At 66.1% G+C, this 22,765-nt stretch carries 22 protein-coding genes and 2 tRNA genes; 14 read left to right on the top strand and 10 right to left on the bottom strand.

The genetic code is table 11. The features are described from left to right. Positions 1-21: 21 nt before the first annotated feature. Positions 22-567, bottom strand: a complete 546-nt coding sequence (soxR, locus tag NGJ44_RS14855) for a redox-sensitive transcriptional activator SoxR (RefSeq protein WP_251864396.1) — start codon at positions 565-567, stop codon at positions 22-24. A 133-nt stretch (positions 568-700) separates the two neighbouring features. Between soxR and NGJ44_RS14850 the strand changes: the two genes are divergently transcribed. Next, positions 701-1,150: a DoxX family protein gene (locus tag NGJ44_RS14850; RefSeq protein ID WP_286012369.1), complete on the top strand. Its 450-nt coding sequence runs from the start codon at positions 701-703 to the stop codon at positions 1,148-1,150. Further along, positions 1,150-1,407: an NUDIX hydrolase N-terminal domain-containing protein gene (locus NGJ44_RS14845; protein ID WP_251864395.1), complete on the top strand. Its 258-nt coding sequence runs from the start codon at positions 1,150-1,152 to the stop codon at positions 1,405-1,407. The genes NGJ44_RS14850 and NGJ44_RS14845 overlap by 1 nt, the downstream gene beginning before the upstream one ends. 163 nt (positions 1,408-1,570) lie before the next feature. Here the strand turns inward: NGJ44_RS14845 and NGJ44_RS14840 are convergent, their stop codons facing one another. Continuing rightward, the gene (locus tag NGJ44_RS14840) at positions 1,571-2,368 is read right to left on the bottom strand and encodes an AraC family transcriptional regulator (protein ID WP_235488956.1); all 798 of its coding nucleotides are present in this window, start codon (positions 2,366-2,368) and stop codon (positions 1,571-1,573) included. 114 nt (positions 2,369-2,482) lie between these two features. Between NGJ44_RS14840 and NGJ44_RS14835 the strand changes: the two genes are divergently transcribed. Next, positions 2,483-3,688, top strand: coding sequence for a CynX/NimT family MFS transporter (locus NGJ44_RS14835; protein WP_251864394.1), 1,206 nt, complete (start codon positions 2,483-2,485; stop codon positions 3,686-3,688). A gap of 92 nt (positions 3,689-3,780) precedes the next feature. Beyond that, entirely contained in the window at positions 3,781-4,266 is a 486-nt protein-coding gene (locus NGJ44_RS14830) for an NADAR family protein (protein WP_053244161.1), read from the top strand. 163 nt (positions 4,267-4,429) lie between these two features. On the opposite strand, the gene NGJ44_RS14825 is transcribed toward NGJ44_RS14830, so the two are convergent. After that, positions 4,430-4,505: transfer RNA gene (locus NGJ44_RS14825), tRNA-Gly, on the bottom strand. 193 nt (positions 4,506-4,698) lie between these two features. Here NGJ44_RS14825 and NGJ44_RS14820 point away from each other — a divergent pair. Further along, positions 4,699-5,538 (top strand): alpha/beta hydrolase, encoded by an 840-nt coding sequence (locus NGJ44_RS14820; protein ID WP_053244162.1) that lies wholly within the window; start codon positions 4,699-4,701, stop codon positions 5,536-5,538. Positions 5,539-5,680: 142 nt separating this feature from the next. Here NGJ44_RS14820 and NGJ44_RS14815 read toward each other — a convergent pair. Then, positions 5,681-5,756, bottom strand: a tRNA-Gly gene (locus NGJ44_RS14815). A gap of 283 nt (positions 5,757-6,039) precedes the next feature. Between NGJ44_RS14815 and murB the strand changes: the two genes are divergently transcribed. Beyond that, a complete protein-coding gene (gene murB, locus NGJ44_RS14810; RefSeq protein ID WP_251864393.1) occupies positions 6,040-7,077 on the top strand; it encodes a UDP-N-acetylmuramate dehydrogenase in 1,038 nt (345 codons plus the stop codon). A 76-nt stretch (positions 7,078-7,153) separates the two neighbouring features. On the opposite strand, the gene dapB is transcribed toward murB, so the two are convergent. Together dapB and NGJ44_RS14800 are read right to left on the bottom strand one after the other, a co-directional pair. Continuing rightward, complete coding sequence (dapB, locus tag NGJ44_RS14805; RefSeq protein ID WP_053244164.1) at positions 7,154-7,945, bottom strand: 4-hydroxy-tetrahydrodipicolinate reductase; 792 nt, start codon at positions 7,943-7,945, stop codon at positions 7,154-7,156. 17 nt (positions 7,946-7,962) lie between these two features. After that, positions 7,963-8,499 (bottom strand): outer membrane protein assembly factor BamE, encoded by a 537-nt coding sequence (locus NGJ44_RS14800; protein ID WP_251864392.1) that lies wholly within the window; start codon positions 8,497-8,499, stop codon positions 7,963-7,965. 151 nt (positions 8,500-8,650) lie between these two features. On the opposite strand from NGJ44_RS14800, the gene fur reads away from it, so the two are divergent. After that, entirely contained in the window at positions 8,651-9,070 is a 420-nt protein-coding gene (gene fur / locus NGJ44_RS14795) for a ferric iron uptake transcriptional regulator (protein ID WP_053244195.1), read from the top strand. Positions 9,071-9,201: 131 nt separating this feature from the next. Here the strand turns inward: fur and recN are convergent, their stop codons facing one another. Together recN and NGJ44_RS14785 are read right to left on the bottom strand one after the other, a co-directional pair. Next, on the bottom strand, positions 9,202-10,878 hold the full coding sequence (recN, locus tag NGJ44_RS14790; protein ID WP_053244166.1) for a DNA repair protein RecN: 1,677 nt from the start codon (positions 10,876-10,878) through the stop codon (positions 9,202-9,204). Between the two features lie 25 nt (positions 10,879-10,903). Beyond that, on the bottom strand, positions 10,904-11,803 hold the full coding sequence (locus NGJ44_RS14785) for an NAD kinase (protein WP_053244167.1): 900 nt from the start codon (positions 11,801-11,803) through the stop codon (positions 10,904-10,906). Positions 11,804-11,925: 122 nt separating this feature from the next. On the opposite strand from NGJ44_RS14785, the gene hrcA reads away from it, so the two are divergent. From hrcA to dnaJ, 7 genes are all read left to right on the top strand, one after another. Further along, entirely contained in the window at positions 11,926-12,930 is a 1,005-nt protein-coding gene (hrcA, locus tag NGJ44_RS14780) for a heat-inducible transcriptional repressor HrcA (RefSeq protein WP_053244168.1), read from the top strand. A 45-nt stretch (positions 12,931-12,975) separates the two neighbouring features. Continuing rightward, positions 12,976-14,091 carry a ferrochelatase gene (hemH, locus tag NGJ44_RS14775; protein ID WP_251864391.1) on the top strand — a complete coding sequence of 372 codons (1,116 nt, stop codon included), beginning with the start codon at positions 12,976-12,978 and terminating at the stop codon, positions 14,089-14,091. Further along, complete coding sequence (locus NGJ44_RS14770; protein ID WP_053244170.1) at positions 14,081-14,317, top strand: hypothetical protein; 237 nt, start codon at positions 14,081-14,083, stop codon at positions 14,315-14,317. Before hemH ends, NGJ44_RS14770 begins: the two co-directional genes overlap by 11 nt. A 175-nt stretch (positions 14,318-14,492) precedes the next feature. Further along, complete coding sequence (grpE, locus tag NGJ44_RS14765; RefSeq protein WP_053244171.1) at positions 14,493-15,059, top strand: nucleotide exchange factor GrpE; 567 nt, start codon at positions 14,493-14,495, stop codon at positions 15,057-15,059. A 41-nt stretch (positions 15,060-15,100) separates the two neighbouring features. After that, complete coding sequence (locus tag NGJ44_RS14760; RefSeq protein ID WP_053244172.1) at positions 15,101-15,508, top strand: thioredoxin family protein; 408 nt, start codon at positions 15,101-15,103, stop codon at positions 15,506-15,508. Between the two features lie 78 nt (positions 15,509-15,586). Beyond that, positions 15,587-17,512: a molecular chaperone DnaK gene (dnaK, locus tag NGJ44_RS14755; RefSeq protein WP_053244173.1), complete on the top strand. Its 1,926-nt coding sequence runs from the start codon at positions 15,587-15,589 to the stop codon at positions 17,510-17,512. 108 nt (positions 17,513-17,620) lie between these two features. Next, positions 17,621-18,739, top strand: a complete 1,119-nt coding sequence (dnaJ, locus tag NGJ44_RS14750) for a molecular chaperone DnaJ (RefSeq protein WP_053244174.1) — start codon at positions 17,621-17,623, stop codon at positions 18,737-18,739. Positions 18,740-19,036: 297 nt separating this feature from the next. On the opposite strand, the gene NGJ44_RS14745 is transcribed toward dnaJ, so the two are convergent. Both NGJ44_RS14745 and NGJ44_RS14740 read right to left on the bottom strand, forming a co-directional pair. Continuing rightward, positions 19,037-19,423, bottom strand: a complete 387-nt coding sequence (locus tag NGJ44_RS14745; RefSeq protein WP_251864390.1) for a DUF4148 domain-containing protein — start codon at positions 19,421-19,423, stop codon at positions 19,037-19,039. A gap of 493 nt (positions 19,424-19,916) precedes the next feature. Continuing rightward, positions 19,917-22,676 (bottom strand): M16 family metallopeptidase, encoded by a 2,760-nt coding sequence (locus tag NGJ44_RS14740; RefSeq protein WP_251864389.1) that lies wholly within the window; start codon positions 22,674-22,676, stop codon positions 19,917-19,919. Between the last annotated feature and the right edge of the window lie 89 nt (positions 22,677-22,765).

Here is a 22,765-nt window from a genome sequence, read left to right as displayed (position 1 = left end):
AGGACCGCCGGCTGGAGCGGTTCAGCCCGGAATTCCTGGTGCTGCCGGTTCTGGCTGGTCCTGGCTTGCTCGCGGGTGCCTGACAGCGTCTCTGTCGAGCATTTTGCCGGGGCGTTCAAGAATCCTCGGCCCGGGCCCCTGCGCGCCCAGGGCGTCCATGGGATTGCGCAACGGGCAGTCCTTCAAGGACAGGCAACCGCAGCCAATGCAGCCGTCCAGCTCATCGCGCAGGCGGGTGAGCCGCTGGATCCGTTCATCCAGGCTTTTTCTCCAGCGCGAGGATAGCGCACGCCATTGCGCGGCCGTGAGCCTGCTGCCGGCCGGATAGCGGCTCAGCGCTTCCTTGATTTCTTCCAGCGGGATGCCGGTGCGTTGCGCCACCTTGATGATGGCGACATAGCGCAGCACGGTCGATGGAAAACGGCGCTGGTTGCCGGCATTGCGCGTACCGGCGATCAGCCCCTTCGCCTCATAGAAATGGATGGTCGATATCGCCACGCCCGAACGGTGCGCGACCTCGCCTACGGTAAGCAAGCGGGAAAAGTCGATGGGTTTCTTTGCTGCCATGCCTGTTGACCTTAACTTAACTTGAGGTTTTATAGTGCTGCGAATCCATATGGGCAAGCACTGTTGCCTGCTTTCCTTCAACGCTTCAGGCCGTTCTCGTCGAGGGCATGGCTTTGATCTCACCTGGAGACACATGATGCGCCATCGCATCGGACACGCATTGGACAGCCGGTGGCTGTGGGTCACGGCGCGCATTTTGCTGGCGGTCGTTTTTCTTTCATCCGGACTGGCGAAGCTCATCGATTTCCAGGGCGGCCGGGCAGAGATGCGCGCCGCCGGCCTGCAGCCGGAGTGGTTCTTCAACGCAGCCACGGCCACCGTACTGATCGCCGGCGCGGCGCTGATCATGCTGGACAGGGCGCTTTGGCTGGGCGCGGCCGTGCTGGCCACGTTTCTGCTGCTGACCGTTCCGATCGTTCATCGATTCTGGGCGCTTGAAAATGCCCAGGCCACGCAGGCCCTGTACTGGGCTTTGGAGCATACGTCGCTTATCGGCGGATTGATGGCGGCAGCCATTGCCAGCCGCTTCAGGAAGCGGCTGCACGTGGCATTGAATGTCTACTGCGGCGTTTCGCAGCGCTGATGGTGATGGTCGAAAGGCAGAATGGCGTTCCCGCCAAGGAGATCCTCGGGTTTATCGTGAAGACGCCGAACGTCGCCCAGATCGGCCTGGCGTATTCCAAGGATGCGTTCGACATCGATCGGTCCCGTCAACATCGATGGCCAGGCGCGGAGCTGTTGTCGAAACCGGAGGACATCGAGGCCGAAAAGGTGGCTGAATGGATCGCATACGACGGGAATTGCGCGACGCCGAAGCCGGACGTCGGCGCGCGTGCGTGACGACAGGGCCGTGTTCTACCGGAGAAGGAAACAGGCGATGGGCGATGGACGCTGTCGGGAGGATGGCGCGATATCGGGGAATCCCCTGCAACCACTGCCTCTACGGCGAACCCCGGAACTTCATGGTGAACGTGACCCACAAGTTCGAGTGATCTGCAGGCCGCTATGGCTCATCGACCTGCGTGAGTTCGGAGAAGTAGCGTGCCGGAGGCTTCCCGACGGCCTTCTTGAACATGGTGATGAAGGCGGTGACTGAGTCGTAGCCCAATTGGTCCGCTACGCGCTGCACCGTCTGCCCGGAGGAAAGCTGGCGCATGGCAACGATCAGATGCAGTTGCTGGCGCCAGCGTCCGAACGTCAAGCCGGTTTCCTGCAGGACGAGTCTGGCCAGCGAGCGTTCGCTCATGGCCACGAGCCGGGCCCAGTCAGCAAGTGTCCTTCGATCCGCCGGGTTGTCGGACAGCATCTTCGCGATCTTGCGCATCCGGTGCTCGTTCGATGTCGGCAGGTACAGCTGTTCGATCGGCATTTGGGCGAGCTCATCCAGAAGCACGACAGCCTTGCGTCCCGTGGGGCTGTCCGGAGCGTACTCGGGAGGCTGGCCGGCCATGTGCAGCACCAGTTCCCGCACCAGCGGGGTAATGGAAAGCGTGCAGCATTGCTCCGGAAGCGGCGCGGCATCCGGCTGCACGAAGAGATAGCAGATCCGCGCGTTGGCTGTGGCGCGAACGCTGTGGGGCATTTGCCCGGGGATCCACACGGCGCATCGCGGAGGGACCATCCAGATCGCGTTCGGCACCTCGCAGGTCACGCCGCCTTTAAGCGCAAGAACCAGTTGCCCTTGGCGATGTTGATGGACCGGGACTTCGCTGCGGTGCTCGGCGACATCCACGCGCATACCAGCCACCGGGCCACGGACCCGGGTTTCGTCGAAATTTCTCAACGACGGTTCCAGCGACATGGCCATTGTCTTCACTTTGGCAGAATTTAGTGATCTGTTGTCATCTTATCTAAATTCATATGCGAGCCCAAGCGATAACTTTCAAGCCTGCCTGTTTGTTTTTTGGAGTCATGAATGAGCCATCGTGACGCAGCCTTGGTGGTTGCGCGGCCCGCTTTGCTGATCGCGGGCCTACTGTTGATCGCGACCAACCTGCGTGCGCCCATCACGGGCGTTGCCCCCGTACTGGAGACGCTGCAATCGGCGTTTGCGCTGTCGCCGGCTCAAGCGGGGCTCTTGACGACGCTGCCGTTGCTGGCGTTTGGCGTCATTTCCCCATTTGCCGCGATGTTCGCGAGGGAGTACGGCCTGGAGCGCTCTCTGTTCGGGGCGCTGCTGCTTATCGGGGCCGGCGTGGCTGTCCGATCCACCGGGCCCGTGTGGACCCTGTATCTGGGCACGGCCATCATCGGCGCCGGCATCGCCGTGGGCAATGTGCTGCTCCCCAGCCTGGTCAAACGCGACTTCCCGGCAAAGGTGCCCACCGTTATGGGCGTCTGCTCCATTGCCATGGGCGGCGCGGCCGCGCTGGCATCCGCGGGCGCCGTGCCGCTGGGACATGCCTTCGGCTGGCAAGGCGCGCTGGGCGCCACGGCTGTCTTTCCGCTGGTTGCCGCCTTGGTGTGGGCCGGCCAATTGGGCGGACATACCGGCCCGGCCAGGGGAACCGCGGCGGCGCCGCATGGAGGGCGGGTGTGGCGCTCCGCCTTGGCTTGGCAGGTAACCTTGTTCATGGGCATCAATTCCCTGGTGTATTACGTGCTGGTCGCGTGGCTGCCGTCCATCCTGACCTCCACGGGGGTTTCTCCCGAGGCTGCCGGCTCGCTTCACGGGGTGATGCAGTTCGCATCCGCCGTGCCGGGATTACTGCTCGGTCCTATCGTCAGCCGCATGAAGGACCAGCGGCTGGTCGCCTCCGCCATGGGCGGGTTGATGGCCGTGGCGCTTGTCGGATTCTGCCTGGCGCCTTCCTGGGCTTCTTTGTGGGCGTTCTGCTTCGGCCTGAGCTCGGGCGGCGGCGTGTTGCTGGCGTTGATGTTCATGGGCCTGCGGGCCAGCAACGCCCATCAGGCCGCGTCGCTGTCCGGCATGGCCCAATGTGTCGGCTATTTTCTGGCCGCGAGCGGCCCGACGCTTGCAGGCAAGCTCCACGACCTCACCGGCAGCTGGATCGCCGTGCTGCACATCGGCGTGGCCCTCGCGGTCGTGATGACGATCTTTGGCTTGCTCGCAGGCCGTTCGCGCACGATCGGGATCGAGCACCCGCAGGCTCGCCGCTAATGCCATTCATGTGCGGTCCGCTGGCCCGCGTCAGGGCGGCCCGCGTCAGGGCGGCCCGCGCCTGCGGAACCATGGATTCGTGATGCATCGAAATGAGCAGCAAGACGACCTTTCTGAATGTCTCCAGCACGTCCGATGACTGGCGCGGGTTGGCGCTTTCCAACTTCGGACTATCGCCATTCATATTCAACGGCATGCTGTTCGCATCCGTCGAGGGATTCATACAAGGCATCAAGTTTCCCGAGAACGATCCGCGGCGGCTGCAGGCCTTCAACCTGAGCGGCTGGGAAGCAAAGCATCTCGGAGAGCAGGCGGACCGCGGCGGCGCCTATTGGAACGGGCAATGCCTGCCTTATGGCTCGATGCAACATCATCGGCTCATCGAAGCCGCCATACGGGCGAGGATCCGTCAGTCCGCAGGACTGCAGAGAGCGCTGTTATCGACAAGCGGGCTGGTTCTCATCCACGACACGGGGCGGAAGGAAGCCGCGACGACCTCGCTGCCGGCCGGGGTGTTCTGCCGGATTCTGACCGGCATTCGAGACGAATTGCTGCAGGCGTGGCTGGCGGCATCGTGACCCATTGGTGATCGCGGACATCCACGGCTTCAGGACTGCCGTCCCCGCCTCGACAACGCCGGCTGCGGGCCGGCTCGCATGGGTTCTGCCGGAACGAAAAAAGGAGCCGAAGCTCCTTTTTCAACGACTTGCAGACGCCAGTGGAAGTCTGCCGATCAAGATCTGGAGCGGGAAACGAGTCTCGAACTCGCGACCTCAACCTTGGCAAGGTTGCGCTCTACCAACTGAGCTATTCCCGCGTGTTTGTGTTCGCCGCGTTTGCGCGTTGCGCTTGCTGCGCGATGCAGCCTCGGCGACCGGCCGACGCGGCGCCGCCGCGTCGGAAAGGCGAGATTCTACCGCAAAATTCGCATGGAGCAAGCGGCGGGCACCGCAACAGCGCGCGAATGGCGCTGGGTAGAATCGGATTTTCGGGCGGCCCCAGGAGCAATCATGACGGCAATTTATCGCGGCATGGACCGCGCGGCGCTGGACGCCGCCTACAACAATGTCGCGGCGGCGCCGGACTTTGCCGGGATCCTGGCCGATTTCCAGGCGCGCAGCGCCCGGCTCTACGAGTCGGCCGTGTGCCGGCGCGACCTTTCCTATGGCGCGCGGCCGCGCCAGCGCTACGACTGGTTTTCCTGCGGGCAGGCGGGCGCGCCTACCTTCGTCTTCATCCACGGCGGCTATTGGCAGCATTGCGAGAAGGAGGATTTCGCTTTTGTCGCCAGCGGCCCGCTGGGACGCGGCTTCAATGTGGCGCTGGCGGAATACACGCTGGCGCCGCAGGCCTCGCTGACGGACATCGTGGCGGAAATCGGCGGGCTGCTGGATCACCTGGCGGTGGATCCCGATGGCGTGGGCTCGCGCGGCAAGCCCCTGTGCCTGAGCGGCCATTCCGCGGGCGGCCACCTGACCGCCATGCACCGCGCGCACCCCGCCGTCGCCTGGGGCCTGGCCATCAGCGCACTGGTGGACCTGGAGCCGATCCGGCTCTGTTGGCTGAACGAAAAACTGCGGCTGTCCGAAGCCGAGGCGCGCGCCTGCAGCCCGCTGCTTCACATCGGTCCGGGCGCGCCGGCGGTGGCGGCGGTCGGCGCGGCCGAACTGCCGGAGCTCGTGCGCCAGACCGAGGACTACGTCCGGGCTTGCGAGGCTGCTGGCGAGCCGGTGCGCGGGCTGCAGGTGCCCGGCTGCGCGCATTTTTCGCTGCTCGACGACCTGGCGCGGCCCGACGGCGTCATGCTCGAGGCGTTGGCCGCGACGATGCGGGCGGGGCGGGGCGGTTAGCGTGGAGACGCCGCGGGAAATGCGGAGCGGAAGTGAAGAAGCGGGCGAGAGAAGAAGGGATGAGAAGAAGGGGGAAAAGAAAGAAGGGGCCGTATGGCCCCTTGCTTGCATGCCTCGCAGGCGTGCGCTGCGCGGCGGAATCTGGAGCGGGAAACGAGTCTCGAACTCGCGACCTCAACCTTGGCAAGGTTGCGCTCTACCAACTGAGCTATTCCCGCATGGGTTCGGCAGAAAAATGGCGTTCAACCAAATCGTGCTGAACCATTTTATGGCGTCCGACGTACTTGCGGCATGGCTGCCGACATGCACCTCGGGCCGATCGATCTGGTTATCGATCGAAAGGCCGCGTATTCTACATGATTTTCACGCGATTGCCACATGAAGATCACGAAGCCCGCGGGCCCGGCCGCCCCAGAAACCGACGTCCGGCCGATGAGAAATCAGGCGGGCCAATCAAGTAAACTGGGAAAGACAGAAACTATAGCATAGCCTTCCCCCTACATGTCAAACGCACAAGAAGCAGCCGATGCGCTGCTTCCCCGTTTCCAGGACCTCTCCGATTTCAACACCTTGGGACTCGCGGCCGCCGCGCCCGCTTTCGTGACGCTGGACGATGCGTCGCGGCTGCCCGCGTTCTCCGAGCTTGCCGCGGGCTACGAGCGCCTGCTGGTGCTGGGCGGAGGCAGCAACGTGGTGCTGCCCGGGCGCGTGCCGGGCCTGGTGGCGCACGTGGCGTTTCGCGGCCTGAGGCTGGTGGAGGCGCGCAGCGACGCATGGATCGTGGAGGCCGCCGCGGGCGAGAGCTGGCACGGCGTGGTGTCGCGGTGCGTGGCCCAGGGCTGGGACGGGCTGGAGAACCTGGCCCTGATCCCCGGCACGGCGGGCGCGGCGCCGGTGCAGAACATCGGCGCCTACGGCGTGGAGCTGGCCGACCGCTTCGAGAGCCTCACGGCCTGGGATGTCCGCGCGGCGCGGTTCGTGGAAATGCGCGCCGGCGACTGCCGCTACGCCTATCGCGACAGCGTGTTCAAGCACGCGGAGCCGGGGCGCTGGGTGATCGTGTCGGTCAGGTTGCGGCTGCCCCGGCCCTGGCGGGCGCAGCTCGACTATCCGGACCTGCAGCGTTCGGCCAGGCTGGCGCAGGCAGCGCCGGGCGCGCGCGATATTTTCGAGGCGGTCTGCGAGATCCGCCGCGCCAAGCTGCCCGACCCGGCGGTCATCGGCAATGCCGGCAGTTTTTTCAAGAACCCGGTCGTGAGCGCCGAGCAGCGCGACGCGCTGGCGGCCCGGTTTCCGGGGCTGGTGTCATACGCCATGCCGGACGGACGCTGCAAGCTGGCGGCCGGCTGGCTGATCGACCAGTGCGGCTGGAAGGGGAAGTCGCTGGGGCCGGCGGGTGTGCACGACCGCCAGGCGCTGGTGCTGGTGAACCGGGGCGGCGCCACGGCGGCCGACATCATGCGCCTGGCCGCCGCGATCCAGGACGACGTGGCGCGGCGCTACGGCGTGGCGCTGGAGCCGGAGCCCGCGGTGGTGTAGGGCTCGCGTCCGCAAGAGGAAAAGCCCGGGGGCAGTTCACTGTCCGGGCTTTTCGTTGCCTGGCTGCTGAGGCGGGCTACAGCCCCAGCACGGCCTGCATGTCGTACAGCCCGTTGTGCTTGCCCGAAAGAAAGCGTGCGGCCCGCAGGGCGCCGGCCGCATAGGTGGCGCGGCTGGAGGAGCGGTGCGTGATCTCGATGCGTTCGCCGATGCCGCAGAAGGACACCGTGTGATCGCCCACGATGTCGCCGCCGCGCAGCACCGAGAAGCCGATGGTGCCCGGCTTGCGCACGCCGGTGTCGCCGTGGCGGCTCCAGGTGGCTACGTCGGGCAGCGCGACTTCCCATGCCGAGGCGATGGTTTCACCCATCTTGAGGGCGGTGCCCGAAGGGGCGTCCACCTTGTTGCGGTGATGGGCCTCGAAGATTTCCACGTCGTAGCCGCTGTTGAGGATGCGGGCGGCCATGTCCAGCAGCTTGAGCGTGGCGTTCACGCCCACGCTCATGTTCGGGGCGAAGACGATGCCGATCTTCTGGGCCGCGACCTCGATGGCCGCGCGGCCGCCGTCGTCGAAGCCGGTGGTGCCGATGACGAGGTTCACGCCGTGCTGCACGCAGGCGCGCAGGTGTTCCAGCGTGCCTTCGGGGCGGGTGAAGTCGATGAGGCAGTCGGCCTGGGCCAACGCGCCGAGGTCGTCCGTGATGGCCACGCCCGTCTGTTTGCCGAGCGGGGCGCCGGCGTCTTTTCCGAGGGAGGGCGAATCCGGGCGGTCCAGCGCGACGGCCAGCCCGGCGTCGTCGGCGTTGAGTACGGCTTCGATCAGCATCTGGCCCATGCGGCCGCTGGCGCCGGCGATGGCTATACGCATGTGAGTGTCCTTGGGGATCAGCGCAGCGGCTCGGGCGCGTTGCCGGGCTGGCCGGGATATTGGGTGGTGGGGTTGACCGGCGCGTTGGCGTCGGACTTCCGCTCTTGCGCTTCTTCCTGCAGGCGCTTTTCGTCCTGGCTCGCCCGTTCGTTCGCCTTTTCGTCGCCGGTCGGGCTGGGGGTGTTGATCTGGTAGGGCTGCAGCTCGGGCTGCTTGTCGCCTTCCCAGCGCACCAGGCGGTCGTTCTCGAACCAGACGGTGAACTTGCGCTCCTGCGCCTTGCCGTAGCCGGGCTTGAAGTAATAGGGGTAGTCCCAGCGGTCTGCGTGCAGCACGCTGGTCAGGGTGGGGCTGCCCAGGGCGAATCGGACCTGTTCACGGGTCATGCCGGGCTGCAGGAGGGCCACCTGTTCCTGGGTGATCCAGTTCCCCTGCTGCACGCTGGCCTTGTAGGGGAAGCCCCATTTGTCGGAAGAGCAGCCGGCCAGCGCGGCGGCCAGGGCGACGGCGGCCAGCGCCGTCTTCAGCGGCAGGGAGGGAATACGTGCAATCATGGACACTCGCGCCCCTATTATTTGGAAGCAGACAAAACCGTTATCATAAAGGTTTCATCAGGAGAGTTCCGCGAGGCGGCACGAATTCGGCAGTCCGGCTTGCGCCTCCTGCGGAAAGCCCATGCCAACGCGGACGGAGAGCGATTACACCATGACCGACCAGAGCGAACTGAAAAACATGGGTTTGAAGGCGACCTTTCCCCGCCTGAAAATTCTTGACATCTTCCGGAAGTCCGATCAGCGCCACCTCAGCGCCGAAGACGTCTACCGCGCCCTCATCAACGAGAACGTCGAAATCGGCCTGGCCACCGTGTATCGCGTCCTGACGCAGTTCGAGCAGGCGGGTATTCTGGCGCGCAGCCAGTTCGACAGCGGCAAGGCGGTATTCGAACTGAACGACGGCGATCACCACGATCACCTCATCTGCACCAATTGCGGCAAGGTCGTGGAATTTTCCGACCCCGACATCGAAAAGCGCCAGCAGAAGATCGCCAAGGACAACGGCTTCGCCCTCGAAAGCCATGCCATGGTGCTGTACGGCATTTGCGGCCCCTGCATGAAGAACCGCTGAACGCGGCCTTCCCGCTCCAGGCCCGTGGCCGCGCTCGCCGCGGGCCGTCGAGATCCAAAGCCCCTTCGACTTGAAGGGGTTTTTTTTCGTCCGTGCGTGGCGTGGACCGACGGACCGACGGACCGTCGGGGTCAAGGGGCAGGGGCGGCTTGCGCGGCGGGGGGGCCGCCTGCGAGCATTTCGCGGGCGTGCTCGCGCGTGGTGGCGGTGAGTTTGATGCCGCCCAGCATGCGCGCGATTTCCTCGACGCGGGCTTCGGCGTCCAGTTCCTGGATGCGCGAGCGCGTGGCGCCGTCGGATTCCTGCTTGCTGACCTGGAATTGGGTGGCGGCGCAGGCGGCGACCTGGGGCAGGTGCGTGACGCAGAGCACCTGATGGCGCTCGCCCAGTTCGCGCAGCAGCTTGCCCACCACTTCGGCCACCGCGCCGCCTACGCCGCTGTCCACTTCGTCGAAGATCAGGGTAGGCACGCGCGCCGCGCGGCTGGCGATGACGGACAGGGCGAGCGAGATGCGGGAAAGCTCGCCGCCGGAGGCGACCTTGGCCAGCGGGCGCGGCGTGGCCCCGGCATGGCCGGCCACGAGGAATTCCACGATCTCGCTGCCGCTGGCCGAGGCGGGGCCTTGGGCGAGCGCCGCCTCGAAGCGGCCGCCCTGCATGGAGAGCGTCTGCATGGCCTGCGTGACGCGCTTGCCGAGATCCTTGGCGACCTTGCGGCGCGCCGCGCCCAGCCTGGCCGCCGCCGCGTCGTAGCGCGCCTGGGCGGCCTGGGCCTGCGCGCGCAGGGCGTCGATGTCGCCCGCCGCCTGCAGTTCCGCCAGCCGGGCGTGCAGCGACTCGCGCAGCCCGCACAGCGCTTCGGGTTCCGTGCGGAACTTGCGCGCCGTTTCGAAAACGGCTCCCAGCCGGGCCTCGACATCGGCCAGCCGTCGCGGATCGAGGTCCACGCGGCTTACGTAGTTGTTCAGGTCGGACACCGCCTCGGCAATGGCGATGCCGGCCGATTCCAGCTCGTCGCACACGCCCTGCAGCGCGGCGTCGTGGCGCAGCATCTGCTGCAGCCGCTGGCTGGCGGCGGTGATGCGGTGGCGGGCGGAGTCGCCTTCGCCGTCCAGCGCTTCGAGGATCTGGTTCGCGCCTTCCAGCAGGGATTGCGCGTGGGCAAGCCGGGTGTGCTCGGCCTGCAAGGCGTCCCATTCGTCGGGTTGCAGGTCCAGGCGGTCGAGCTCTTCCGCTTGCCACTGCACGCGGTCGCGCTCGTCGGCCAGGGCCTGGGCGTCTTTTTCGGCGGCCTCGAGCTGGCGCGCCACGGTGCGCCACGCCTTCCAGGCGGAGGCGGTTTCCTGGCGCAGTTCGGCATGTCCGCCGTGGGCGTCCAGCAGGTCGCGTTGCGCGTCGGCCCGCATCAGGCTCTGGTGCGCGTGCTGGCCGTGGATGTCGACCAGCCCGTCGCCCAGCTCGCGCAGTTGCGAGACGGTGGCGGGCGTGCCGTTGATGTAGGCGCGGCTGCGGCCCTGGGCGTCGATGACCCGGCGCAGCGCGAGGGATTCGTCGGCGTCTATTTCGCGCTCGGCCAGCCAGTCCCGCAGGTTCTCGGGCATGTCGAACACCGCGGTGATGTCCGCGCGCGAGGCGCCCTCGCGCAGCATGCCGGCGTCGCCGCGTTCGCCCAGGGCGAGCGCCAGCGCGTCCACCAGGATGGACTTGCCCGCGCCGGTTTCCCCGGTAAATACGGTAAAGCCCGGCCCGAAATGGATTTCGGCGTGCTCGACGATGACGAAGTCTCGGATGTGCAGGGTGCGCAGCATGGGAGGCGCCAGCTAACTGACTTGCTTACTCTACGTTGTCGGAAGCTTGCGGCATCAGGTTCCAGTGCAGCTTGCGGCGCAGGGTGGCGAAGAAGCTGTAGCCTTCCGGATGCACGAAGCGGATGGTGTAGGGCGCGCGCCGCACCACGATGCGGTCGCCCGGTTGCAGGTCGGACCAGGTCTGCATGTCGAAGTGCACGCTGGCGCCGCTTTCCACGCGGCCCATGGCGGTGAGCGTCATGTTGAGCACGCCCGAGTCCGGGATGACGATGGGCCGGTTGGACAGCGTTTGCGGCGCCACCGGCACCAGCACCATGGCGTTCAGGCCCGGGTGCAGCAGCGGGCCGTTGGCCGACAGCGCATAGGCGGTGGAGCCGGTGGGGGTGGCGATGATGAGGCCGTCGGCGCGCTGGGTGTACATGTAGGCGTCGTCGAGCTCCACCCGCACTTCGATCATGCCGCCGCGGCCGGCGCGGTTGAGCACCACGTCGTTCAGGGCGGAGGCCGAGTACATCTGCTGCTCGCCGCGCCAGACGCTGCCCTCGAGCAGCATGCGCTCCTCGGTCTGGAACTTGCCCTCGAACACCCGGGCCAGCGCCTCGTGGGCGTCCTGCAGCGGGATGTCGGTGATGAAGCCCAGCCGCCCGTGGTTGATGCCGACCAGCGGCACGCCGTAGGGCGCCAGGTGCCGGGCCGCGCCCAGCACCGTGCCGTCGCCGCCCATGACCACGGCGAGCGTCGCCTGGCGGCCGATTTCTTCCAGCGTGGCGACGGGGTATTCCGTCACGCCGGTATTGCGGGCGGTATCGGCGTCGACCAGGACTTTTCTGCCCGCGCCCGTCAAGGCCAGCGCGAGCGCCCGCAGCGGGGCGTCCAGGCCGGTGTCCTGGTATCTGCCGATGAGAGCGACGGTGGGAAAATGCATGGCGGACGATGAGTCGGTAGGTTAAGCGCTTGTTGGAGCCCGTTTGCCGATTATATGGGGCCGCATATGGGCTTGCGGGACAAAAATCGCCTTAAGTGGAAAGATTCCCTAAAATAGGTTCCATGGACGATCGCGCACGCGCACTATTGAAAGCGTTGATAGAACGCTATATCGCCGATGGGCAGCCTGTCGGCTCGCGCACGCTTTCCAAGGTGTTCGACCTGTCGCCTGCCACCATCCGCAACGTCATGTCGGACCTGGAAGAGCAGGGCCTCATCCACAGCCCGCACACCTCGGCGGGGCGGGTGCCCACGCCGCGCGGCTACCGCATGTTCGTGGACTCGCTGCTCGCTGTGCAGCCTTACCAGTTCGAGCCCCAGAACATCGGCGAGATGCTGCCCGCGGCCGAGCCCACGCGCGCGGTCAATGCCGCCGCCGCGCTGTTGTCCAACCTGACCCAGTTCGCGGGCGTGGTGCTCACGCCCAAGCGTTCGCAGGTGTTCCGCCAGATCGAATTCATCCGCCTGTCCGAAAGGCGGGTGCTGCTCATCATCGTTACGCCCGACGGCGACGTGCAGAACCGCATCCTCTTCGTGCAGCGCGATTATTCCGAGTCCGAGCTGCTGGAGGCGGGCAATTTCTTCAACGTGCACTTCGCGGGCAAGTCCTTCGACGCCGTGCGCCGCACGCTGTCCACCGAACTCGCCCAGCTGCGCGAGGACATCTCCCGCCTGATGCAGGCGGCGGTGGAAGCCAGCGCCGAGACCGCCGAGGACGGCGATGCGGTGGTGATTTCGGGCGAGCGCAAGCTGCTCGACGTGGCCGACATCGCTTCCGACATGGACCGCTTGCGCAAGATGTTCTCGCTGTTCGAGAAAAAGACCGACCTGCTGCAATTGCTGGACGTCTCCAGCCGCGCGCAGGGCGTGCAGATCTACATCGGCGGCGATTCCCAGCTCGTGCCGCTGGACGATGTCTCCGTCATCACCGCGCCCTATGGGGTGGACGGCAAGGTCGTGGGCACGCTGGGGGTCATCGGCCCCACGCGCATGGCCTACGAACGGGTCATCCCCATCGTGGACATCACGGCCCGCCTGCTGTCCAACGCGCTCAGCCACAACCAGTAAATCGTCCCAGCCGGACATCCTCCCGGCGGAGGAAGGGGAGTTTTTGTGTTTCTACGCCTGTTCAAGTACCTGTGGCCGGAACGCTACCTGCCGGAGCCCGCGCAGCAGGATCCGTTCGACGAGGATCCGCCGCCGCGCGCGCCGGGCAGGGCGGGCGTGCTGCTGGTGAACCTGGGCACGCCGGATACGGCGCAGCCCCGGGACATCCGCAAATACCTGGGCGAATTCCTTTCCGACCCGCGCGTCATCGAGATTCCGCGTTATCTCTGGCTGCCCATCCTGCATGGCCTGGTGCTGGCCAGGCGCCCGAAGCGCCTCGCGCCGCGCTATGCCGGCATCTGGATGGACGAGGGCTCTCCGCTCATGGTCTACAGCCGCAGGCAGGCCGAGGGCGTGGCGGCGGCGCTGCGCGAGGCCGGCGTGGATGCCGTGGTCGAGCTGGGCATGCGCTACGGCAACCCTTCCATCGCCGAGGCGATGGAGCGGTTGAAGGCGCAGGGCTGCGAGCGCATCCTGACCATCCCGCTTTATCCCCAGTACGCCGCCAGCACCACGGCCACGACGGTGGACGCGGTCAGCCGCCATGCCGCGCGGCTGCGCGACCAGCCGGAGCTGCGCTTCGTCAAACGGTTCCACGACGATCCCGTCTACCTGGACGCCCTGGCGGCCCGGATCGAACGCTACTGGGCGGAGCACGGCCGCCCGCAGAAGCTCGTGATGAGTTTCCACGGCCTGCCGCGCTACAGCGTCGAGCTGGGCGACCCCTACTACCGCGACTGCATGGAAACCGCGCGCCTGCTTTCCGAACGGCTGTCGCTGCCCCGCGCCCAGACCGAGGTGACGTTCCAGAGCCGTTTCGGCAGCGCCCGGTGGCTGGAGCCGTACACCGAGCCCACCCTGAAGGCGCTGGCGGCGGAGGGGGTCGAGGAAGTCGATGTGGTTTGTCCGGGATTTGTGGCAGACTGTCTGGAAACGCTGGAAGAAATCAGCCTCGAATGCCGTGACGCCTTCCTGGCGGCGGGCGGCAGACGCTTCCGGTACATTCCGGCCCTGAACGACGATCCGGCCTGGATCCGGGGGCTGGCAGGCCTGGCGGCGCGCCATTTGCAAGGCTGGCCGGGCCTTCATACGGACTTGAAGGAGAAGGCGCATGCATCATGATCCGAAGACCGGCAAGATCGTAAAAAAAGGGACGGTAGCCACGCCCGTGAACGAGGATCTCGTCGAGCACGAGCTGGACGAGGCCCTGGCCGAAACGTTTCCCGCCAGCGATCCGATTGCCATCAACCCCGAGCCTGAGGAAACGGACAAGCAGGTCGATCGCGCCTCGAAAGACAGCTTTCCGGCCAGCGACGCGTCGTCTCCCGCCCAGCCGGGCAAGAAGTAGCGCATTTCCCGTCCCCCGGCAGCGGCCCCGGTTGCGGGGCCGTTCTTTCTTGCGCGCCGCCGGCTGGCGCCCGGCAGGGGCAGCAAGGGGGAATTTTCGTTTTCCCGGGCTTGAAATAGGGGTATTGGCCCCCATTCATGTCTGCGAAAGCCATTCTTATCCGGAGGATTCCCCAATGACGGCACCCCAAGAGCCTGTAGACCAGACGCCCGAAGCCGGTGGCGACACCGCCTCGTCGCCCGAGGTCCAGGATCCCGTGCAAGCCGAGCTGAAGGAGCTGCGCGCCCAACTGGACGCCGCCCAGGCCACCGTGCAGCAGCAGCAGGACCAGCTGCTGCGGGCCCATGCCGAGGCGGAAAATGTCCGCCGCCGCGCCCAGGAAGAAGTTTCCAAGGCCCGCAAGTTCGGCATCGAGTCGTTTGCCGAAAGCCTCGTCCCGGTCAAGGACAGCCTGGAGGCCGCCCTGGCCCAGGCCGAACAGAGCGTGGAAACCCTGCGCGAGGGGGTGGAAGTCACCCTGAAGCAGCTCGCCGCGGCCTTCGAACGCAACCTGCTGAAGGAAATCGCGCCGGCCCAGGGCGACAAGTTCGATCCGCACCTGCACCAGGCCATTTCGTCCGTGCCGGCCGACCAGCCCGCCAATACGGTGGTGCAGCTGCTGCAAAAGGGCTACGCGATCGCCGACCGCACGCTGCGACCGGCGCTGGTCGTGGTGTCGGCCGGGCAGGCCGACGAAGGCTGATCCCCGGCCCCTACCGGTCCCATTCGTTACAAGGATTCCCGATGAGCGCGCAGGGTTTCGATCCCTCCCAGGTATTCGAAGTGTTCGGCATGCGCCGCGTCGACTCCCAGGGGTTCGACGCCGCCGTGGTGCAGGCGCCCGGCGACGACCTGCGCTGCGTGTTTCTGTGGGGCGAAGATTGCTATAACTGCAATCTTTTCAAGCAGGCGGCCCTCATGCAGCGGGCGGCCTTGCTGGAACTCGGTCTTACGTGGTTCGAGGCGGATGTCTACGCCGACGAGCCGCTGGGGCGGCGCTTTTCGCTGCATGGCGTCCCCACTTTCATGCTGTACCGCGCCGGCAAGCGGCTGGGCCGTATCACCGGCTGGCCCGGCCTGCCGCAGTTCACCGCGGCGATCCGCCGGCTGCAGGAAGCGAAAACGGCGGAAAATTCCGGCGGGGCGTCTTGAAAACCCTGCCGCGGGCCCCAGTTATGGGTAGACGGAATTTTCTTTCTATTTTCACGGATTCAACCAAGGTAACCCACCATGAGCAAAATTATCGGCATTGACCTGGGCACGACCAACAGCTGCGTGGCTGTCATGGACGGTGGCCAGGTCAAGATCATCGAAAATGCGGAAGGCGCCCGCACCACCCCGTCCATTGTTGCCTACATGGACGACGGCGAAACGCTGGTCGGCGCCCCGGCCAAGCGCCAGGCCGTGACCAATCCGAAGAACACCCTCTATGCGGTGAAGCGCCTGATCGGCCGCAAGTTCGACGAAAAAGCGGTGCAGAAGGACATCGACCTGATGCCCTACAGCATCGTCAAGGCCGACAACGGCGATGCCTGGGTGGAAGTGCGCGGCAAGAAGATGGCGCCTCCCCAAGTGTCGGCCGACGTGCTGCGCAAGATGAAGAAAACCGCCGAGGACTACCTGGGCGAGGAGGTGACCGAGGCCGTCATCACCGTGCCCGCGTACTTCAACGACAGCCAGCGCCAGGCCACCAAGGACGCCGGCCGCATCGCCGGCCTGGAAGTCAAGCGCATCATCAACGAGCCGACCGCGGCCGCGCTGGCCTTCGGCCTGGACAAGTCCGACAAGGGCGACCGCAAGATCGCGGTATATGACCTGGGCGGCGGCACGTTCGACGTGTCCATCATCGAGATCGCCGACGTGGACGGCGAGAAGCAGTTCGAAGTGCTGTCGACCAACGGCGACACCTTCCTGGGCGGCGAAGACTTCGACCAGCGCATCATCGACTACATCATCGCCGAGTTCAAGAAAGAACAGGGCGTGGACCTGTCCAAGGACGTGCTGGCCCTGCAGCGCCTGAAGGAAGCCGCCGAGAAGGCCAAGATCGAGCTGTCCTCCAGCCAGCAGACCGAGATCAACCTGCCGTACATCACGGCCGACGCGTCCGGTCCCAAGCACCTGAACCTGAAGATCACGCGCGCCAAGCTGGAAGCCCTGGTCGAAGACCTGATCGAGCGCACCATCGAGCCGTGCCGCGTGGCCATCAAGGACGCCGGCGTGAAGGTTTCCGACATCGACGACGTGATCCTGGTGGGCGGCATGACCCGCATGCCCAAGGTCCAGGAAAAGGTGAAGGAGTTCTTCGGCAAGGATCCGCGCAAGGACGTGAACCCCGACGAGGCCGTCGCCGCCGGCGCCGCCATCCAGGGTTCCGTGCTGTCGGGCGACCGCAAGGACGTGCTGCTGCTGGACGTCACCCCGCTCTCCCTGGGCATTGAAACCCTGGGCGGCGTGATGACCAAGATGATCCAGAAGAACACGACCATCCCGACCCGGTTCTCGCAGACCTTCTCCACTGCCGACGACAACCAGCCGGCCGTGACGATCAAGGTGTTCCAGGGCGAGCGCGAAATCGCCGCGGGCAACAAGGCCCTGGGCGAGTTCAACCTCGAGGGCATCCCGCCGTCGCCGCGCGGCGTGCCGCAGATCGAGGTCACGTTCGACATCGACGCCAACGGCATCCTGCACGTGTCGGCCAAGGACAAGGGCACCGGCAAGGAAAACAAGATCACCATCAAGGCCAACTCCGGCCTGTCGGAAGAAGAGATCCAGCGCATGGTGAAGGACGCCGAGGCCAACGCCGCGGAAGACCATCGCCTGGCCGAGCTGGCCCAGTCGCGCAACCAGGCCGACGCGCTGGTGCACGCCACCCGCAAGTCGCTGACCGAATACGGCGACAAGCTCGAGGCTTCCGAAAAGGAAAGCATCGAGGCCGCCATCAAGTCCCTGGAGGAAACGCTCAAGGACGGCGACAAGGCGGCGATCGACGCCAAGGTCGAGGCCCTGTCGGCCGCTTCGCAGAAGCTCGGCGAGAAGATGTATGCCGACATGCAGGCGCAGCAGGCCGCCAGCCAGCAGCAGGCCGCCGACAATGCGAAGCCGGTGGACGACAACGTGGTCGATGCCGACTTCAAGGAAGTCAAGCGCGACCAATAATGGCCGCCTCCTGACCTTCCTCTGCCGCCCGGTAACCGGATTTTCCGGCTACCGGGCGGGCTCATTCTGCAGCACTGAAAAGAAGGCTCGTTGCCGAGCCCACCGATCATGGCAAAACGCGACTATTACGACGTCCTGGGCGTGGCGAAAAACGCCTCGGATGACGAACTGAAGAAGGCCTATCGAAAGCTGGCCATGAAGTATCATCCGGACCGCAATCCGGACAGCAAAGAGGCCGAAGAGAAATTCAAGGAAGCCAAGGAAGCCTACGAGGTCCTGGGCGACGAGCAGAAGCGCGCGGCCTATGACCGCTACGGCCACGCCGGCGTGGATCCCAATGCGGCGGGTATGGGCGGCGGCATGGGCGGCGGTTTCGCCGATGCCTTCGGCGACATCTTCGGCGAGATCTTCGGCGGCGGCCGCCGTGGCGGCGGCCCCCAGGTTTATCGCGGCGCCGACCTGAAGTACGCGCTCGAAATCACGCTGGAACAAGCGGCCGCCGGCTTCGACACCGAGATCCGCGTGCCGAGCTGGGAAAACTGCGACACCTGCCACGGCTCGGGCGCCAAGCCCGGCACCTCGCCCAAGACCTGCCGCACCTGCGGCGGCTCGGGCGCGGTGCGCATGCAGCAGGGATTCTTCAGCGTGCAGCAGACTTGCCCCACCTGCCACGGCAACGGCAAGGAAATCACGGATCCGTGCCCCGCCTGCGACGGCGTGGGCCGCACTCGCCGCAACAAGACCCTGCAGGTCAAGATTCCGGCCGGCATCGACGACGGCATGCGCATCCGCTCCAGCGGCAACGGCGAGCCCGGCATCAACGGCGGGCCTCCGGGCGACCTGTATGTGGAAATCCACATCAAGCCGCACAAGATCTTCCAGCGCGACGGCGACGATCTCCATTGCGAGCTGACCATTCCGTTTACCACGGCCGCTCTGGGCGGCGAACTGCAGGTGCCGACGCTGGGCGGCAAGGCGGAGATCTCCATTCCCGAAGGCACCCAGTCCGGCAAGACCTTCCGCCTGCGCGGCAAGGGCATCCGCGGCGTGCGGGGCAGCTATCCGGGCGATCTCTACTGCCACGTCGTCGTGGAAACCCCGGTGCGGCTGAGCGAGGAACAGAAGAACATTCTGCGCCAGTTCGAGGCCTCCCTGAACGACGGCGGCGACCGCCATTCGCCGCAAAGCAAGTCCTGGACCGACCGGGTGAAGGAATTCTTTAGCTGATTGTTGCTTCACAAAAACGAACCGCGGCGCAAGCCGCGGTTTTTTTTGGATGAGCGGAAAGAGCCGGCGGGAAACGGGCGATTGCACTGGCGGGCCCGCGCAGGCAGCTCCGCGCGACGCCTGACGTGCGGGCTTGCCGCCGCCCGGGAGGGCGCTCTTGTTGCGGGGAGGGTCGGCGGCTCGCAAAAAAAAACCGCGGCTTGCGCCGCGGAGGTGCTGCAGGTTGCCGCTGTGGCCGGAAAAAACCGGCCCCAGGCCATGATGCCGCCTGAGGCCGGCCGGGCTACAGCAAGCAGCTCACCGGGAGATCGGCGGATATTCGAGTTCGCCGAAAGTGTATTGGCCGCTGGCCTTGGCCTGGGCCAGTTCGGCCCGGACGTCGGCGCTCGACTTGGCGCTGGCCGCGGCGGCCACCACGGGCGGGTATTGCAGTTCGCCGAAGGTGTACTGGCCGCTGGCCTTGGCCTGCTGGAGCTGGGCCCGGACTTCCTGCGAGCCCAGGCTGGTGTTCTGGGCGATGGCGGGCGGGTAGTCGAGCTCGCCAAACGTGTATTGGCCGTTGGCCTTGGCCTGTTGCAGCTCGGCAGCCACCTGGGCGCTGGTCTTGGGTTGGCCGAGATCGGCGGCCTGGGCGGCGCCGGCAAGGGCCAGCGACATCAGTAGGGCGGTAGCAAGGGTTTTCATGATGGACCTCCAATTGTTGATGATGGGAAACGTATCCAGCGGTCTGGCCCGATGGCCGGCGCTTGCGCGCTCTGTGCCCCGGGGGCGGTGCCGTGGTTCGTTTTCTTGTTCCCGATGAACGTATTGTGGTCCAGCAGCGAGTCAGGATAAACCCGTATTTACCGAAATGATTTTTCCAAAATCATGGCTAATTAATCTTATTAATGGCGTATATCCCGTATTCATGTGAAGTGAGCGCCGACGCCATGGCGCGCCGCGGGCGGCAGGGCGCGGGACATATCAGCCCCCGCTTGAATACGGCGGGGCTGCCGAGTGGGGACGAGGGGGCCGGCCCGGGTTCGAAGACGCAGAGTAGTAGACGAATCGCAGACGCATCGCAGGCGCGCCGCGGACGAACCGCAGCCGGAAGAAACCGTCATGAAGCGGTGTACTGAAAGCGCCGCCTTGAGGCGATGGCCTCATGGCGGCGGCTCGCAGGGGCGGAGGCTTCAAATCAAGGGGCGGCCTTTTCCTTCTTGAAGTCGCCCGCCACGGCGGTGCTGAACGCGTCGGGGCGCAGGTACTTGCGCATGGCCGCGTTGACGGCTTGCGGAGTCAGCGCGGAGATTTTCTTGTCCATGTCGGCCGACCATGCGAACGTGCGGCCGAGCTGGAGGTAATCCAGCCACGCGCCGGCGAGCACGTCGTCCTGGGCGCGGGCCAGGTTGCGGTAATTGAGCAGCGCCGTGATGCCGTCGGAGACTTCCTTGTCGGAGAAGCCGTCCTTGACCGCGCGGGCGATTTCCTCGCTGATGGCTTTTTCAAGCCGCTCGCGGTTCTGGGGCGCGTAGATGGCGTAGAGGCTCCAGCTCGCGGTGGGCTCGAACGACGAGACCGACAGCGAGCTGCGCACGTTGTACGAGAGGCCTTCCTGCTCGCGCACGCGGTTCCAGAGGCGCGAAGTTTCCGAGGCGCCCAGCAGATAGTTGGCGAGATACAGCGCGGGGTAGTCGGGGTCCGTGTCCTGCAGCTTGAGCGGCAGGCGCGAGAGATAGAACGCGTTGGCCTTGTCGGGCGTTTCGATGTCGAAACGCTTGGGCGGGACGTCGCGATAGGGATCGCTCACGCGGGTGTAGGCCGGCGCACGCTTCCATCCGGCCAGGCCCTTCTTGACCGCGGCTTCCACGGCCTCGGGCTGGAAGTCGCCCACGGCGGTGTATTCGATCTTGCCGGCGCCGTAGAAACGGCTGTGGAATTTCAGCAGGTTGTCGCGCCCGAGGGCGCGCACGTCGGCCAGCGCCTCTTCGAAGCTGGGCACGTAGCGCACGTCGTCGGCGGGCCAGGGATTGTTCTGGCGCGCCAGCGCGCGCGAGGCCAGCGCCGTCGGCTCCGTCATGGCGTTCCGGATGGAGGTTTCCAACTGGCGCTGGTATTCCTCGAGCTGCGCTTGCGGGAAACTGGCGTTGCGCACGATGTCCAGCGCGAGCGCGGTGAGCTCGGGCAGGTTCTCGCCCTTGGTCGACATGGCGACCTTCAGCGTGGTGCCGCCGCCGCTGAAGCCGAGTTCGGCCTGCAGCTTGTCGAGATGGTCCTGGATGTCCTGGCGCGTGAGCTTGGCGGTGCCGCGCATGAGCAGGTCGGCCACCGCGGCGGCGTTCACGCGCTGCCCTCGCAGGTCTTCGGCGTTGCCGAACTGGATGAGCATCTGGGCCTGCACGCGCTGCCCGCGGGTGGCCTTGGGCAGCAGGGCAAGCTCGACCGGGCCGTTGGGCAGCTCGAGGGTCTTGCGCTGCGTCAGCTTGTCGATGTTGGCGGGGGTGGGATCGAAGGCGGTGGCCGGCTTGAAGCCGGGGTCGCCTTTGTAGTTCTTGAAGACCTCGGTCAGGTCCACGCGCTGCGCCAGCGGGGCGCGCTCAGGCTTCTCGGTGGGGATGTACCGGCCCTCGATGCGGTTGCTGCGCACGAGATAGGCCGTGGCGGCCTTTTGGACCTCGTCGAGCGTGGCCTTGCGGGCGCGGTCGCGCTGCAGGAAGAACAGGCGCCAGTCGCCGGCGGCGATGGCCTCGGAAAGCGCCACGCCCACCTGTTCGGGGTCGCTGTAGGTCTGCTCCCAGGCGGTGAGCCATTTGCTGCGCGCGCGCTCGAGCTCCTGCTGGGTGAAGGGCTTCTTGCCCACGGATTCGAGCGTGCTGGTCAGCGTGGCGAGCGCCGTGTCGGGGTTCTTGCCCGGCGCGAGCTGGGCGCCGAACATGACCAGGCCGGGGTCGAGCTGCTCCATGGTGAACCCGAACACGCCGGAGGCCTGCTTGGTGGGCACGAGCGCGTGGTACAGGCGGCCGGAAGGCGTGTCGGCCAGGATGGTGGTGGCCAGGTCGAACGGCACGAAGTCGGGGCTGCCGGCCGCCGGGATGTGGTACATGGCCGCCGCCAGCGGCGTGCCGCCGACGCGGCGCAACGTGACCGAACGCTCGCCGTCCTGCACGGGCTCGACCGTGTATTCGCGCGGAAGCTTGCGTTCGGGCCTGGGCAGCTTGCCCAGCGTGGCGGCGATGTCGGCCAGCGTGGCCTGCGGATCGAACTTGCCCGCCACGATCAGCACGGCGTTGTCGGGCTGGTAGTACTGATGATAGAAGGCGCGCAGTTGCCCGATGTCCACGTTTTCGACGTCGGAGCGCGCGCCGATGGTGTTCTTGCCGTAGCTGTGCCACTGGTAGGCCGCCGACTGCATCTTCTGCATGAGGATGCGGAACGGGCTGTTCTCGCCGCTTTCCATCTCGTTGCGCACGACCGTCATTTCGGAATCGAGGTCTTCCTTGGCGATCAGCGAGTTCACCATGGCGTCGGCCTGCCAGCCCAGGTACCACTTGAGGGTGTCGGGGTTGGCGGCGAAGCTGGCGAAGTAGTTGGTGCGGTCGCTGGACGTGGAGCCGTTGGCCTGCAGCCCGCGGCGCGAGAACTCGCCCATGGCGTTGCGGGTGGTGGACGTGCCCTTGAACAGCATGTGCTCGAGCAGGTGCGCCATGCCGGTCTGGCCGTAGTTCTCGTTGCGCGAGCCCACGAGGTAGGTCATGTTGACCGTGGTGGAAGGCTTGGAGTCGTCGGGCGCGAGAAGCACGCGCAGGCCGTTGCTGAGGCGGTATTCGGTGATGCCTTCGATCGAGGCGGCTTCGGAAACGCCCGCGGGCAGGCTGGCGGCCCCCGCCTGGAAGGCGAGGAAGGACGAAAACAGCAGCAGGCCCACCGGGCGCGGCAGCTTCGACAAGGACAAGCGCATGGCAGATCATTCCTTAGGCATGGCAGAATCCGTTGGAGTGTATACGCTGCCGATGGTTCAAGCGGCGAGCCGTTCTGCGGAATCCGTCC

The sequence above is a fragment of the Achromobacter sp. Marseille-Q4962 genome, assembly GCF_943737005.1.
Classification (GTDB): domain Bacteria; phylum Pseudomonadota; class Gammaproteobacteria; order Burkholderiales; family Burkholderiaceae_B; genus Achromobacter.
Note: the sequence above shows the minus strand (reverse complement) of the source record. Positions and strands in the feature narration are given on the sequence as shown.

What these genes read in the sequence shown, in the direction of transcription:
- soxR (WP_251864396.1), bottom strand. Translation starts at nt 567, where the DNA reads ATGGCAGCAAAGAAACCCATCGACTTTTCCCGCTTGCTTACCGTAGGC.
- NGJ44_RS14850 (WP_286012369.1), top strand. Translation starts at nt 701, where the DNA reads ATGATGCGCCATCGCATCGGACACGCATTGGACAGCCGGTGGCTGTGG.
- NGJ44_RS14845 (WP_251864395.1), top strand. Translation starts at nt 1,150, where the DNA reads ATGGTGATGGTCGAAAGGCAGAATGGCGTTCCCGCCAAGGAGATCCTC.
- NGJ44_RS14840 (WP_235488956.1), bottom strand. Translation starts at nt 2,368, where the DNA reads ATGTCGCTGGAACCGTCGTTGAGAAATTTCGACGAAACCCGGGTCCGT.
- NGJ44_RS14835 (WP_251864394.1), top strand. Translation starts at nt 2,483, where the DNA reads ATGAGCCATCGTGACGCAGCCTTGGTGGTTGCGCGGCCCGCTTTGCTG.
- NGJ44_RS14830 (WP_053244161.1), top strand. Translation starts at nt 3,781, where the DNA reads ATGAGCAGCAAGACGACCTTTCTGAATGTCTCCAGCACGTCCGATGAC.
- NGJ44_RS14820 (WP_053244162.1), top strand. Translation starts at nt 4,699, where the DNA reads ATGACGGCAATTTATCGCGGCATGGACCGCGCGGCGCTGGACGCCGCC.
- murB (WP_251864393.1), top strand. Translation starts at nt 6,040, where the DNA reads ATGTCAAACGCACAAGAAGCAGCCGATGCGCTGCTTCCCCGTTTCCAG.
- dapB (WP_053244164.1), bottom strand. Translation starts at nt 7,945, where the DNA reads ATGCGTATAGCCATCGCCGGCGCCAGCGGCCGCATGGGCCAGATGCTG.
- NGJ44_RS14800 (WP_251864392.1), bottom strand. Translation starts at nt 8,499, where the DNA reads ATGATTGCACGTATTCCCTCCCTGCCGCTGAAGACGGCGCTGGCCGCC.
- fur (WP_053244195.1), top strand. Translation starts at nt 8,651, where the DNA reads ATGACCGACCAGAGCGAACTGAAAAACATGGGTTTGAAGGCGACCTTT.
- recN (WP_053244166.1), bottom strand. Translation starts at nt 10,878, where the DNA reads ATGCTGCGCACCCTGCACATCCGAGACTTCGTCATCGTCGAGCACGCC.
- NGJ44_RS14785 (WP_053244167.1), bottom strand. Translation starts at nt 11,803, where the DNA reads ATGCATTTTCCCACCGTCGCTCTCATCGGCAGATACCAGGACACCGGC.
- hrcA (WP_053244168.1), top strand. Translation starts at nt 11,926, where the DNA reads ATGGACGATCGCGCACGCGCACTATTGAAAGCGTTGATAGAACGCTAT.
- NGJ44_RS14770 (WP_053244170.1), top strand. Translation starts at nt 14,081, where the DNA reads ATGCATCATGATCCGAAGACCGGCAAGATCGTAAAAAAAGGGACGGTA.
- grpE (WP_053244171.1), top strand. Translation starts at nt 14,493, where the DNA reads ATGACGGCACCCCAAGAGCCTGTAGACCAGACGCCCGAAGCCGGTGGC.
- NGJ44_RS14760 (WP_053244172.1), top strand. Translation starts at nt 15,101, where the DNA reads ATGAGCGCGCAGGGTTTCGATCCCTCCCAGGTATTCGAAGTGTTCGGC.
- dnaK (WP_053244173.1), top strand. Translation starts at nt 15,587, where the DNA reads ATGAGCAAAATTATCGGCATTGACCTGGGCACGACCAACAGCTGCGTG.
- dnaJ (WP_053244174.1), top strand. Translation starts at nt 17,621, where the DNA reads ATGGCAAAACGCGACTATTACGACGTCCTGGGCGTGGCGAAAAACGCC.
- NGJ44_RS14745 (WP_251864390.1), bottom strand. Translation starts at nt 19,423, where the DNA reads ATGAAAACCCTTGCTACCGCCCTACTGATGTCGCTGGCCCTTGCCGGC.
- NGJ44_RS14740 (WP_251864389.1), bottom strand. Translation starts at nt 22,676, where the DNA reads ATGCGCTTGTCCTTGTCGAAGCTGCCGCGCCCGGTGGGCCTGCTGCTG.